Source organism: Bacillus cereus group sp. BfR-BA-01381, assembly GCF_022663555.1.
GTDB classification, from domain to species: domain Bacteria; phylum Bacillota; class Bacilli; order Bacillales; family Bacillaceae_G; genus Bacillus_A; species Bacillus_A pacificus.
On the sequence record NZ_JAKUFR010000042.1, the window covers coordinates 1 to 13,935 of the forward strand.

The following is a 13,935-nucleotide window of genomic DNA, read 5'->3' on the forward strand; positions in this document are numbered from 1 at the left end:
AATAAAATGAATTTTTATTAATGATGATTTACTTCATCCCCTATATACCGTCTTTACTTATCTTTGAATTTCCGATCCCACTTCCCATTAATGCAGGATAAATACATTCTATCGAATTAACTTTTTCTTATAAATTACGACTAGAAGCACACATAACAATAGGATTGTAACTATTACAGTCCACTTATTAAATATAAATATCTCTGTACTCACTTTTTGTTTTTCTTTCTCGTTTAACTCCACGCGCTCACCTCGAACTAGCAATCTATTGGTGTTTACTCCATAAGGCGTACACGTAATTAAAGTTGTATAATCTTTATTTTCTACAATTTGTAGATCGTCCGTTTCATGTGGTAACACTACTTTAATTTGATCTACTTTATAAGCAAGAACTTTGTCTAAAGAATGAATATAAAAAAGATCTCCTTCACTCAACTTATCTAAATCTGTAAATAATTTTGCTGATGGTAAACCACGATGCCCTGTTAAAATAGGGTGGGTATTTTCTCCACCTACCGGGAGCGAAGAAAAATCTAAATGACCTATCCCGCGGCTCAATACTTCCTCAGAGGTCCCTTGATAGATTGGCAGTTTTATATTAATTTTCGATATTTCAATATACCCTATTACATCTCCTAAATTTAACGCATCAGCATACGCTTGATGATTACTTTTTTTTTCAGAAAATGGATCTGTAAATGTTTTCGCAGAAGTTTGAACTTGTTTATTATATTCGGCGGCTTCTTTTTCCCTACGTTCGACTTCTTTCTTTTGTAATGCTTTAATCTTCTTATCGTAAGAGCTAATCTCAGAATAATGTGCACGGGTCGCCAACCAATTACTAATAGTAGGATATAAAAAAATACCTAATCCAAATAAAAAAATACCCCCCAAAACAAGATTTCGTTTCATATTTCCACCTCTGTATATACTAAAATATTGAAAAGAGGAAAGCATTTTGCTTCTCCCCTTTTCACATCACTTGGTTACATGTTCCTAAAACCTTAATTATTAGCAAACTTTTTTCTAAAGAAAACAAATGCCGCTGTAACCATTAACGCAAGGCCTAGTACAGTAAAAAGAGTCGTTCCGATACCACCCGTTACTGGAAGAATCCATCCACTTTTATTATTTTCTATCGATAATTTAACCGTTTGATTATTTTCACTAATCTTTACATCAATAGGGTCCTTTAATAATTGATATGAAGCTGTTGTACCATCTTCTTTTGTATAAGTTGGTGCTTTCGTTTCAAAAATTTGATAGTCCCCATACGGAATGTTAGTCCATTTAATAACACCATTTTCATCTGATACACCTGTGACTTCTTTACCTGCCACAACAACTATTTTTCCATTTTTATCTTTAAGTACAAACTCTGCACCTTTTAATTTCTTCTTATCAGCACCATCAACTTTTGTTAACTCAATAATTCCAGTTGTCGGAACAATAACTACAGGTTTAGATTCCTTTTCTCCAATTACATCATTTTTATTTATAAAATCAATTTTTGCTGTATTTAAAATTTCCGAGCCAGATAGTACTCCTTCTTTTACTTGTGATTTAATTTGTAAATGAAATTCTTTTTTACTATCTAACTTTGCGAAATCTTTTACTGTAGCTGTTACTTTTTGCCCTTCTACAGCTACCTCTACAATGCTTGCATTTACTTCCGCTCCATCAATTTTCACGACTGGTTTTCCTTGAATCATTAAACGATTGTCCAAAGTATCTGTTACTACATATTTTTTGTATTCTTTAATGTCTTCTGGAATTAATGTTTTGATATCATAATTGTAATTAGTTAACGGATTAATTGGTAACGCTTCCAAAAAACCGTTAATCTTTTTATCAATATTTGGTTCTTCATAGTTTTGCACTTTTACTATAACTACTGTACCAGAAGTAATTGTTCCATCTTCGTTAATAGTTCCGGAGGTCTTTATAAAAAACTCGCGTTTAGTCGGATCTATTACATACCCTTTCGGAGCTTTTGTTTCTTGGAAATAGTATTCACCATACTCCAATCCTTGCACGCGAATATGACCATTAGCATCTGTTACTAACTCTTTTTTCACTTCTGTACCATCTTTTTTAAATAAAGAGAATACTGCACCTGCTAATGCTTTTTCATTTACACCAGTTTTTACTAAATCCACTGCACCACGTTTAATCTCATTTTTTGGATACATATGAACATCATAGTTTAGCACCTTACCCTCTTTATTCGTTAATGGAATATCCACTGTATACGTATTGGGATTTAGGTTAACATGTGGAGGTCCTGCCACTTCTTTCACCTCATAACGTCCTAGCGGAAGATCTTTTAATACAGCTTGTCCATTATCATCTGTTACTACTTGATTTGGAGTAGCTCCCATTACAGGTTGCACGTCTTCTTTTACGATTTTCCCATCGTTTGAAATTTTTTCAAACGAAGCAACCCTTTTCACTTCAAACGTTACACCTTTTAATGGTTTCGCATCTTTTGGCACCTCTTGATTTGCAGAACCATTACCTTCTAGTCCCTGTGCTCCACCTTTTTCTTGCTCATACTTATGAATCGTTAAAGTACCTTTGGTTGGTGAGTCTGCCTTTACTAATACACTTGTCCATGTAGAAAACACTAAAAAAAAGACTAAAAGAATACTAGATATTTTTTTCATTTCTCTTATCCCCTTTACTACTTCTATCATTTTAAAAATCTCTTTATTACTATTACCTTCTTACAAGCAATAGTGTGCCAAGTATTAGATTTAAACGCATAACATAAAACATAGTCGTCCAACAATCCATTGTTTACAATCACTTATTCACTTTTCTTATCTTCTATTATTACGTTGTCTCTCCGCATGATATATGTAATTTTCTCCTCTGAATTACAAATTATATCTCTACTTCAAGACTCATTACATTGTTACATAATAGCTTTCACTGCTAATTTCGACTAATCACTTACTGTGAATCCATTCATTTCTCCCTTCCTATCCCTATTTAAAATCCAATCTTAATCCTTTTTTGATACATATAAGTAATAACCAACAAATAAGTGTGACGATTCATATTTTACCCTACTGTCTAAAACTATTACCTGTATATTCAAATAATATGTGCTATCTATGTTAAATTATGGTATTATTCTTAGAAGTTTATAACTTTTATTTATATTTTTTATTAATAAAGGTTTTCCGTTTCTACTTATGAAAAAAGGAATATATGCTTATTTAACTATTACGCATAACTGTAAGGAGGAAGAATATGACTAAAAAGCTCAGTCTAGTTGAGATAGAGTACATTTGCAATATGTTTTTCCAATCTTTTGAAATCCCAGTTTGTTTTTTAGATTGTAACAAAAATATTCTTTTAGAATTCACATCAAAAAATGATTCGAATTCGTTGTATACATCAAAAATAGAACAGTTACATGTGCTTTTTCAGAGAAATGATACATATAATTCCCCCATCTTCAGAACTCACGAACATCTAGGGCACTTCATTTTAATTCACATAAAGAGCGATTATATGGTGAACGGTACTGTTATTATTGGGCCCTTGGCACATGTAAATTTTTCTACAAGTAAAGCGGATAGTAACCTTAATTTTATTCCGAATTATAAAAGAACAAGAGACCATTATTTTTCATTGTCAGTTAAAGATCAAAATTTCTTTGTAAATATAGCAATATTGTTCTATAACATTCTCTATAAAAAAAATTCAGATGTAAGTACCTTTTCAAATAACAGTGACTCACTTCATATAAGTCATAGCAGAATCTTAAACGAAGATGTATATATTTCAATGCAAAAAGATGAATCCATTTATCATAATTTATATATAGAGCAGCAACTACTTGGGTCTATAGAAAACGGGGATAAAGAAACCGTACTCAAATATTATTACGAATTCCAACAAGAGACTCTTTCATCTTTATCTTCATTCCATCAATTAAGACGTCATAAAAACATTTGTATTTCATCCATCACGCTCGCAACTAGATATGCGATAAAAGGGGGACTTCCATCTGGGATTGCTTACAAAATTTATGATTTACATATTCAAAGAACAGAAGATTTAAAAGACAAAGAATCTGTTTGGGATTTATTAAAAAATGCTTTTTGCACCTTTGCAGACCGTGTAAAGGCACAAAAAACACAGCAACATTCACAGACTATTGCTATTTGCAAAAACTATATTTTTAAAAATATTTACAATCCAATATCTGTTAAACAACTTGCTAAATTTGCTAATGTGAATTCAGATTATTTATCTATATTATTTAAAAAAGAGGTCGGTATTTCATTAATTGAGTACATTCAACGTGAACGAGTCGAAGAAGCAAAGAAATTATTAACTTTTACCACCTATCCCTTATCAGACATATGCGCTTCGCTTAATTTTAGCGATCAAAGTTATTTTACTAAAATTTTCAAAAAATTCACTAATGAAACACCTGGTAAATACCGAAAATCTCATGTTGTCATATAGAGTTAAACTTTCATTAAAACAAAGTGTTTTTAGTAACTTATCAATGGCAGATTAGAATTACTTCCACATTCATGACCTTTTGAATTTAGGCTATTTTTAAATCAAAAAGCACGTTACTATTCTTTTATTTGAATGAGAATAGTAACGTGCTTTATATGTAATGTAGGTCAGTAGGAAAAATAGCGTCCAAACATAAAGTTTTATAGAAGCAAAATACACCACTTAAATACTAAAATCTTATTAAGTAAAAAATTCATCTAATAATTATTGTGTGAGAAATAATTCCTACTATTATTTTTGTATCTTTCTAAATTTGCGAACCAATGCGAGTACGGTACCTGTAATAACCATCCATATGCCCATTGTTGCACTATTAGTTGTACTTGCACCCGTGTTTGGAAGTTCTTTATATGTAGATTCTTTTTTATCGGAATTACTGTTGTTCGGGATATTACTGTTATTAGTAAGGCTATTAGCTTTGCTAATGTCTTTATCTTTCACTAATACTTTTTGTATTGTATGAACCTCATTACCTACAGAATCTTTGACACTATATATTATGTCAAAAGTACCAGCTTTAGAGGTATCTACAGTTCCTTCATACGCTACTTTAGAAGTAAGGTCACCGTCCTCTTTATCAGTAGCTAATACTCCTACCATTGGATCAAATTGATCTTCCTCAGTAATTGTAGTTGTAGCAGGTACTTTTAGTATTGGTATTTCATTTTTAACTTCTTCTCTAACTTTGACCGTTACAGTTTGTTTTGCAGTTACTTCATGTCCTTTAGAATCTGTCACTGTATACATTAATACGTAAGTACCAGCTTTAGAGGTATTTATTTCACCATTAACTTTTACTTTAGAAGTAAGATCGCCATCTTCTTTATCAATAGCTAATACTTTTGCCATAGGTTCGAATGAATCGCCTATATGTATCGTCGTTGCAGTAGGTACTGTTAATGTAGGGTTTAAATCTAATGTTTCTTCATTCCCCTCTACAATTACTGTCTGCGTAGCCGCTGCATTGCCCCCTTGAGAATCAACGACAGAGTATTCCACAATGTATTTTCCTGGTTTAGAAGCATCTACATCACCTTTATGTTCTACTCGATTTGTTAAATCACCATCTTCTTTATCAATAGCTTTTACATTGCTCATTGGGTCAAATTTATCACCGACACGTAGTGTAATTGTTGGCGGTACTGTTAACTCTGGGAATTGGTTTGCCTCAGTTTTTTCGTTTTCTTTCACTGTTCCTTTAATTTTTGCTGCATCAAATGCTTTTTGAACGGCTTCAACCTCAATGGAATTTGCCCCATATTTATTTGTTGCAACTTTAAGACACGCTAATCTTAATTCAGTGAAATTAGATGTCATATTCAATTCATCAGTATTTGCATAATAGAAAATATCAAACATTTTATCTTCACCAATGCCATTTACAGTTACATCGTTATGAGTGCCACCTTTTGCAATTAAATACGCAACTTTATTAATAATACTTGAGTTGAAATGAACGCCCTCATTATCTTCTCCATTTAAATCATTGTATTTGCTATAATCATCTGGATACGGTACTCCATTAAAGAATTTTACTGAAGATGGATTTTTCATATTACGGAGAACTGATCCACTTTGTTCTCCTATTGTCCAATTAAATTCCCCATTATTTATATATTTCTCAATAGCCGTTCCCATAATATCAGATAACGCCTCGTTAATTGCCCCAGATTCTCCAAAAAATTCAAGATTAGATTCACTAGATGTAACCGCATGTGTAAATTCATGCCCCGCTATGTCAAACGATCTAACCATTGGATCACCATATATAAGCATACTAACATTGTTAATATTAGCGCTAAATGCATTTGCCCAATTTTTAGGATCATTTGTTTCTCCAGAATCCCATGCATGTACAACTGAAACTACTTTTTTCCCTTTATTATCAAAACTATTACGCTTATATTTGTCTTTATAAAAATCATATATGTTTGTTGCTAAGAAATGAGCACTTACCGCTTTTGGGTCATTAAATGTTGTTGATGTGCTAGTTGCTAATATACCAGGATAATATTTATCTTCAAAAGTAATATCTCTATAATTCACATCGTACGTTTCAATTCCTTGCCCTCTTGTGTAATCGGCAAGCGCATACTTCCCGTTACTTTGTTCAGAAATACCAAATGTACGAGTTATTCCTAAATCATCTTTTCCAGTCCCGGTTAATGATTTAAAATTACTTTTTTTACTCTCCTGAATAGCTTCAACACGCTCTTCACTTACTTTTAAATCTGACTCTTGCACCATATTTTTCAACATATCACCACTATGAGCATCCACTAAATAAGTTCCAGATACATAGTTTGGTGTGGCAGCTGCAAATGTAACTTGATATGCATTTGTAGCTTGCCCACGATTTTCATCAACAAAAATAACTTCCTTAACTTCTGCCTCAGAAATAAATTGAATATCATTTCCGTACTTCGTATAAATATATTGTTTTGCTTCTTCTTTTGATAAATTAATAGGATTCTTTAAATCTTCTTTTTCTAAGTTTTGTGCACTTTCCCCTGAAACACTTTTAATAATACCCTTTTTATCTACATGAGCAGTCAATTGGTGTCCGTATACTTCTTTACCTTCATATATTTGTTGCATACGAACAAGTGTAGTCCCATCATAAGAACCACGTTTTTGAACAACTTCGTAATCTACCCCTTTGTCTCCACTCACTTGTTTTGGTGACAAAGCATGTTCCGTCTTTTCCTTAAGTGCATCTTTCACTACGTTCTCTGGCGTTTTTTGTGATGGTTTTGTAAGTTCACCTGTACGGAACGAATCCTCTTGAATATCAACTTGCATTTGATCCGTTTCCTCCGCATAACCTATCTCGTATGGTACTATGCTTGTTAAAGCTAATCCTGTTGTTAATGTAACTATAGCTATTTCTTTTTTATTTTTCATGTTATTTTCCTCGTATAATTTTTTAAAATATGAAACTGCTAAAATTCATACAATTTATTTCTAATGTAAAAAGATGACCTCTGTATTCAACAAAAGTCACCTCTTCAATATGTAATATACCTAATATGTTTTTAATATATAATTTCTATATAAAACAGAAAAAGCATTCATTAACGAGCATTTTGCAATACTTTTATTAGGTCATTTATATTTTCAACTTTCTGCTGAAACTGATCAAACCTGCTATGTAACAATGAAGGATTTTTATCTTCAGTTGAAATAACTAGTTTTAATTCCTGTTCTAATATATCATATGTATCAAAAAAATTATCAAATTCTACACTTACAAGTTCTTCATTTTCACGATAAAATCTTCTTGCTTCTATATAAGTCATATATGATTTATTTAAAAATCCTAATGAAACTAAATATTTAGAAGTGTTTTCTTGATAAATAGCAATATCACATGCTATTTTCATATCAGAATAAGTCTTTTGAACGAAACAATGCAACTCAACAATCTTAAGCTTTAATCCGTTATTCATTTTATCCCCTCCCATCTTATCTATTCTACATAAAAAAAGAATATTATACAAAGTAAAATATCAATATAGTACAAAAATAAAAAGCGAAAGAATAACTTCTTTCGCTTTTTACAGTAATACATACATTTCATATTGTGCTAACGAATTCTTTTTGAATCCAGTTTTCTTTAAAAAACCTTCTAGTAAATTGTTGTTTGGAAACCCAATTGATAAACTTGACACATTTAAGTTTTCTCTTGCCACTTGTAATAATCTTGATCCAATACCACGATTTCTATAGTCTTTGTCTACGAAAAAAAAACTAATTTTACCTTGTTCATTCATACATATTGAACCTTTTAAATCATTATCGACATATGCGCCATAAAATGTATTATTTGTTTTTTCAATATAATCCATATCATTTTGCCAATTTATATGGAAGTATAACCATTTTTGAACTTCAACTTTGAAAGCTGCAAATTCTAATTGTTTTACTTCAATTCCGTTACAGTCTTTAGTTATTATTTTAGTCATATCTTTTAAATTATAATAAGATAGATCATATACTTTTTCATAGCCTAATTTATTATAAAAACGAATCGCTCGATCATTGCCTACAATGACTTCAAGGAAAAGTTGCTTACACTCATTTTGAATCGCCTCTTCTTTATGTAATTCAAATAACTTTTGGCTCACACCAATACCACGGTAATTGGGATGAACTGCTAATGTTCCGCAGCGCATTGTTTTTATGTTTTCATAATCCTTTATCCCGCCAAGTATTACACCAACAGATTTATTACCGTCTAAAGCAACAAATGAATGTTTTAGTGAATTCCCTTCAGCTCCAAAAAATCTTTTTATAAAATCTTCCTTTGAAACTTCCATTTTAATAATGTAATCTGAAAAGCCATCTCTAAAAGCTTCATATACTAAATCTATACTTACTTCACTGCACCTTTTGTATTGAATCATATAAAATCCCCCCCACTTACTCGTGTTAAACTTAACATTCAAATACATAAAATGTACTAGCTCCACTCTACCCATCATTCTTTAATTTTTAATCCTACCATTTAATTTGAAATAAACGGGCACTTCCCTACATATCTGTCACTATTAATTTGTTTTATAACAAATGGTGCAATATCACTATTTTGAATTTTGATTCCTGGCATATCTACTAAACTCTCGTTTATACGTCCAATACCATTTCCCTCTATAACAAATGGTAATCTAACAATTGTCCAATCTACTTCACTACTTTGGATAATTTGTAATTCTTTATATTTATCTTGCATCATTTTTGATAAAAAAACTTTAAATAAGGTAGCTCCTATTTTATTTACAATTCCCTTTTGATCTCCTGTAACATTTAAAGAGCCTCCGGAAATTACAATATATCTTTTTATTTCAAACTCCTTCATTGCTTCTAAAATATGCTTCGTTACTGTGCTAAAAATATAAGATTCATTTTTGGGTTGACCTACTGCATTAATTACAGCTCCACACCCTTTAAGTAATTTGCGTATTGAAGCAAAATCACGTGCATCTCCATTAATGATCTCTATATTTTCATTTGTTATTTTGATATTATTAGAATTTCTTGTTAATATTTTTACTTGATACCCCTTATCTAGCGCTTCTTTTACAAGGAATTTCCCCGCTTTTCCGTTTGCACCCAAAATAGCTATTTTATTTGTACTTTCCAATATTAACCCCTCTCACTATCTATGATTTACTACATTAATCTCATATACACGTAAAAAAGCAATTAAATGCTCACACGCTCGTTCACATGCTAACGTTTTAAAGATTTTTTGTTCCTCTTTCGTTTTATCATTCGCTTGATCTGAAGCAGCTTTTAAACATAGAAAAGGTTTGTTATTGATTTGGCACACATAAGCAAAAGCTGCCACTTCTTGATCAACCGCTAATGCTCCATATACAGTATGGAGTAAATATCTCATTTCTGAACTACGAATACGTTGATCTCCAGATAAAAATGTACCATAATGAATCGAATCATATGATCGTATCTTTTTTATTCTTCTTACAAGCGACTTTGTTGTTTCAATAGGTGCTGTCCTACCATTATATAAATTAAAAACATCTTCCCCCGAACCGGCAGCAGTAACATCGTGTTGTATTGCATTAAGAGCTACTACAATATGTCCATTTTTCACCTTATTTGATAGACTTCCACATATTCCTGTCATAAACAACTCATCTGGCTGAAACTCACTAATTAATAATTGTACACAACTTGCACAGCTTACTTTCCCAACTCCAGTTATAACTGAAATAATTTCCAGATCATTTATAGTATGAAAATGAAATTCCCAAGCTGCTCTTTTTTCAATGCGTTCACTTGGATAATATTGATGCAAATACGTAAGTTCAGGTTCCCATGCGGCTACGATTGCAATACGTTTCATTACACGCTTCACTTCCCCTATTGTTATCATGTAAATACTTTATCTATACTCTCTCGTTCATAATCTGGAATCCACTCTTTATATTTCTCATATAAATTTCGGATTGTTTCTTTATTCTTTGCAATTACTTCACATCCTCTATCATCGTAAATAAACATGATAATATCTTTCGATACATTTATAAGAAATACATCTGGATAAGAAATTTCTTTTTTGCGTCCAAAACGAGGATAAAGATCCGGAAATTCTTCATGATTTGCAGCTTGAATAAGCGATTGATATTTAATATCTTCTGTAAAGCATTTTAATGAAAATTGATATGTACAATATAAATCAGCTTCTTCATCTTCAAATAGAAAAGCTAACGTTTCTTGTTTTATTTGGAAATTTAAATCCATCTTTTTAATAAATTTATTGTATACATTTATTTTCTGCGAATTTTTCATATTTTCCTTTTTAAATCGATAAACATTTGTTATTAAAAAGACTTCATCTTCTTTTGAAAATATATCTTCAAACAAGTATTTATTATATGTATAAAGCTGAGTGAAGTATTCCCTATTTACATCGTCAGTTCTTTCTACAAATAGGTCTTTCCCTTTCCCAAAATGAAAATGCAAATGATTTTCCCACTGAAAGTATATATGTGGTACTAATGTAACCCCAGGAAATGTTTGATTCATATATTCTTTTAATTGCATTCGTATACCTTTTCTACTCTATAATTTCTTTTAACTGCCTATATGCATCTTTTAGCCAAGGATGTATAACTTTCAACGTTTCTTTTCTTTCCCACAAAAATGAAATATATGCAAATGCAGCATGTTCTAAAGATTTTTCTATCCCCTTTTTTACTTCTACTAAGTATGGTGGTGTCCCATTTTGATCCCATTCTATTTTATCAGCAACAAATAACACTAAATCCATCTTCGTTGCATGTTTACGCAGCGTGGTATGGCAACAAATTGCATTTAAAATCTCTTCATCTGTTACTTTAAATAGCTGTTCTGCGATTACTCTCGACAATTTTTGATGAATAATCATTGGAAACTCTCGCTCTTCTTGTAATATCTCTATTCCGAATTGCTCAGCAACTACAATCCGATCTTCATTTGGAAAGATTGCACTAATATCATGTAAATATCCTGCAATTGCTGCCTTTTCTTCATTTACATGATACTTAACCGCAATTTTTCGAGCTTCATTTGCCACTCGAATTAAATGTTTATATGTAACTTCTTTATTGTATTTTAATAGAAAAGCTTTTATATCATTTTCAATTTTTCCAGTTGGAGTAAATGAGTATATATCCTTATATAGCATCGTATGTCCCCTTCTTCCTAACTTTCAATATAACGCTGTATTTAAATATCCTTTTTATTTGTATTCGTTATTAATGTTTTAATCCCTTTTTTATACGTTACATGAAATTTTATAGAGAATCATTGCTACAAAATACATAAATGTTTGATATTATAGTAATGTTAATGATTTGTAAGGAAAGGAACTACATAATGAATAAAAACATATTAATTATTGATGATGATAAAGAAATTGTTGAATTACTTGCTGTTTATTTGCGAAATGAAGGCTATAACATTTATAAAGCATACGATGGCGATGAAGCATTGCAAATGATTTCTACATATGAAGTTGACCTTATGATTTTGGATATTATGATGCCAAAACGAAACGGATTAGAAGTTTGCCAAGAGGTTCGTGAAAATAATACTGTACCTATTCTTATGTTGAGTGCAAAAGCAGAAGATATGGATAAAATATTAGGTCTTATGACTGGTGCAGATGATTATATGATTAAACCATTCAATCCATTAGAATTAGTAGCTAGAGTGAAAGCTTTACTACGAAGATCATCTTTCCAAAATGCTACTTCTCCCAAAAATGAAGATGGTATGATTCGCATTCGTTCTGCTGAAATTCACAAACATAATCATACCGTTAAAGTAAATGGCGAATATATTAAGCTTACATCTATTGAATTTGATATTTTATATTTACTTGCGAGTAATACAGGAAGAGTATTTAGTTCTGAAGAAATATTTGAACGTGTTTGGAATGAAGATGGTTATGGTTCAAATAAAACTGTAATGGTTCACATTAGTAATTTACGAGATAAACTTGAAACTGGAATGAATGGAGAGAAGTTTATTCATACCGTTTGGGGAGTAGGCTATAAAATTGAGAAATGAAGCATTTGATATATTAAAAGATATCCCAAAGTGGAAGTTAATTTTTTGGTTCATGTTAGCTATCACACTTACCCCTATTACTGAATTAATTATATATCGTCTTGTTACAAGTGTAATTGAAAGTTCGCTTACATTAAGCGAACTCGGCAAAGAATTCATTAGAATTTTTGGTTATGAAAAATATAAAGGAATAAAGGAATCTCTTTGGATGATGATCGTCTCTTATTTATTTTTATTTTCGATTTTCTCATCTTACCTATACATTTTTTACCGTCATGAAAGAAAGCTTTACTATGAAACTTGCATTAAAAAAATGATAGAAGAGATTCGTTATATTGCAAATGGAAACTTCAATCATAAAGTTTCTATTGTAAACCATAATTATCTAGAAGAGTTAGCAAGCGGGGTTAATCAAATTGTTGAACAATTGAAAGTCTCAATTGATGAAGAAAGACAGGCAGAACAAGCAAAAAGTGAATTGATTACAAATGTATCACATGATTTACGCACTCCTCTTACCTCTATAGTTGGATACGTGAATTTAATCCACCATGATAATTATAGAGATGAAGTGGAATTACGTCATTATATACAAGTCATTTACGATAAAGTAACCCGTCTTAATGCATTAATGAATGATTTGTTTGAATATACACGTGTTCAAAATAAAGAATTAAGTTTATATTCTGTCCCTATTGATATTGTGGAGCTTCTTGGACAATTAACAGTTCAATTTCGAATACAGCTTCAAGAGGCTAATATTGATTGTCGCCCCTTTTTTCCATCAAAGAAGCTAATGGTATTAGCTGATGGAGACAAATTAGTGCGCGTATTTGAAAATCTAATTATTAATGCTATCGCTTACGGTAACGATGGTGATTATATTGATATTACTGCTTATGAAAGTAATAATATGATTGCAATCGATATAACCAATTACGGCCAACCTATTCCAAGTACCGATTTACCCCATATTTTTGAACGTTTTTATCGTGTTGAGAAATCGCGCTCTACAAACACTGGTGGATCTGGACTCGGGTTGGCAATTGCAAAGAGTATTGTCGAATTGCATAAAGGAACAATTGAAGTGTATAGTGATGACAAAAAAACAACATTCACTGTAAAACTACAACCATATAAATGTTAATACAGCTTAATTTTAGGTCCAATTTCTTACGATATAAGAAATTGGACCTTTTATTTTCCAGTAACATCCAAAATTTAATAATCCTTTATAATTCTTTAGAAATTCTTTACCTTTTCTTTCTTCCTAATTAAGCATTCCTTTTTACAATATTATTATCGATGTCA

12 protein-coding genes are annotated in these 13,935 nt (G+C 31.2%); 3 read left to right on the plus strand and 9 right to left on the minus strand.

What is annotated here, in order from left to right; all coding sequences use genetic code 11:
• Positions 1-108: 108 nt before the first annotated feature.
• The gene (locus MR079_RS15710; RefSeq protein ID WP_242294246.1) at positions 109-912 is read right to left on the minus strand and encodes a class C sortase; all 804 of its coding nucleotides are present in this window, start codon (positions 910-912) and stop codon (positions 109-111) included.
• A gap of 92 nt (positions 913-1,004) precedes the next feature.
• On the minus strand, positions 1,005-2,666 hold the full coding sequence (locus tag MR079_RS15715) for a SpaA isopeptide-forming pilin-related protein (protein ID WP_242294247.1): 1,662 nt from the start codon (positions 2,664-2,666) through the stop codon (positions 1,005-1,007).
• Between the two features lie 592 nt (positions 2,667-3,258).
• Here MR079_RS15715 and MR079_RS15720 point away from each other — a divergent pair.
• The gene (locus tag MR079_RS15720) at positions 3,259-4,485 is read left to right on the plus strand and encodes an AraC family transcriptional regulator (protein ID WP_139869073.1); all 1,227 of its coding nucleotides are present in this window, start codon (positions 3,259-3,261) and stop codon (positions 4,483-4,485) included.
• A 291-nt stretch (positions 4,486-4,776) separates the two neighbouring features.
• Here MR079_RS15720 and MR079_RS15725 read toward each other — a convergent pair whose 3' ends face one another.
• From MR079_RS15725 to yqeK, 7 genes are all read right to left on the minus strand, one after another.
• Complete coding sequence (locus MR079_RS15725; protein WP_242294248.1) at positions 4,777-7,449, minus strand: M4 family metallopeptidase; 2,673 nt, start codon at positions 7,447-7,449, stop codon at positions 4,777-4,779.
• Between the two features lie 170 nt (positions 7,450-7,619).
• Entirely contained in the window at positions 7,620-7,994 is a 375-nt protein-coding gene (locus MR079_RS15730; protein ID WP_049114040.1) for a hypothetical protein, read from the minus strand.
• Between the two features lie 108 nt (positions 7,995-8,102).
• Complete coding sequence (locus MR079_RS15735; protein WP_242294249.1) at positions 8,103-8,951, minus strand: GNAT family N-acetyltransferase; 849 nt, start codon at positions 8,949-8,951, stop codon at positions 8,103-8,105.
• 101 nt (positions 8,952-9,052) lie between these two features.
• Positions 9,053-9,688: an SDR family oxidoreductase gene (locus MR079_RS15740; protein ID WP_098922383.1), complete on the minus strand. Its 636-nt coding sequence runs from the start codon at positions 9,686-9,688 to the stop codon at positions 9,053-9,055.
• Between the two features lie 15 nt (positions 9,689-9,703).
• Entirely contained in the window at positions 9,704-10,441 is a 738-nt protein-coding gene (gene mtnN, locus MR079_RS15745; protein ID WP_242294264.1) for a 5'-methylthioadenosine/S-adenosylhomocysteine nucleosidase, read from the minus strand.
• On the minus strand, positions 10,441-11,115 hold the full coding sequence (locus tag MR079_RS15750) for a DUF3885 domain-containing protein (protein ID WP_242294250.1): 675 nt from the start codon (positions 11,113-11,115) through the stop codon (positions 10,441-10,443). Before MR079_RS15750 ends, mtnN begins: the two co-directional genes overlap by 1 nt.
• A 13-nt stretch (positions 11,116-11,128) precedes the next feature.
• The gene (gene yqeK, locus MR079_RS15755) at positions 11,129-11,737 is read right to left on the minus strand and encodes a bis(5'-nucleosyl)-tetraphosphatase (symmetrical) YqeK (protein ID WP_242294251.1); all 609 of its coding nucleotides are present in this window, start codon (positions 11,735-11,737) and stop codon (positions 11,129-11,131) included.
• Between the two features lie 191 nt (positions 11,738-11,928).
• Between yqeK and MR079_RS15760 the strand changes: the two genes are divergently transcribed.
• Together MR079_RS15760 and MR079_RS15765 are read left to right on the plus strand one after the other, a co-directional pair.
• Positions 11,929-12,624 (plus strand): response regulator transcription factor, encoded by a 696-nt coding sequence (locus MR079_RS15760; RefSeq protein WP_062822442.1) that lies wholly within the window; start codon positions 11,929-11,931, stop codon positions 12,622-12,624.
• Positions 12,614-13,771: a sensor histidine kinase gene (locus MR079_RS15765; protein WP_001243288.1), complete on the plus strand. Its 1,158-nt coding sequence runs from the start codon at positions 12,614-12,616 to the stop codon at positions 13,769-13,771. The genes MR079_RS15760 and MR079_RS15765 overlap by 11 nt, the downstream gene beginning before the upstream one ends.
• Positions 13,772-13,935: the final 164 nt, after the last annotated feature.

Excerpts from the sequence above, each read along its gene's own strand:
- MR079_RS15710 (WP_242294246.1), bottom strand. The coding sequence starts at position 912 with ATGAAACGAAATCTTGTTTTGGGGGGTATTTTTTTATTTGGATTAGGT.
- MR079_RS15715 (WP_242294247.1), bottom strand. The coding sequence starts at position 2,666 with ATGAAAAAAATATCTAGTATTCTTTTAGTCTTTTTTTTAGTGTTTTCT.
- MR079_RS15750 (WP_242294250.1), bottom strand. The coding sequence starts at position 11,115 with ATGCAATTAAAAGAATATATGAATCAAACATTTCCTGGGGTTACATTA.
- yqeK (WP_242294251.1), bottom strand. The coding sequence starts at position 11,737 with ATGCTATATAAGGATATATACTCATTTACTCCAACTGGAAAAATTGAA.
- MR079_RS15730 (WP_049114040.1), bottom strand. The coding sequence starts at position 7,994 with ATGAATAACGGATTAAAGCTTAAGATTGTTGAGTTGCATTGTTTCGTT.
- MR079_RS15735 (WP_242294249.1), bottom strand. The coding sequence starts at position 8,951 with ATGATTCAATACAAAAGGTGCAGTGAAGTAAGTATAGATTTAGTATAT.
- MR079_RS15725 (WP_242294248.1), bottom strand. The coding sequence starts at position 7,449 with ATGAAAAATAAAAAAGAAATAGCTATAGTTACATTAACAACAGGATTA.
- MR079_RS15720 (WP_139869073.1), top strand. The coding sequence starts at position 3,259 with ATGACTAAAAAGCTCAGTCTAGTTGAGATAGAGTACATTTGCAATATG.
- MR079_RS15760 (WP_062822442.1), top strand. The coding sequence starts at position 11,929 with ATGAATAAAAACATATTAATTATTGATGATGATAAAGAAATTGTTGAA.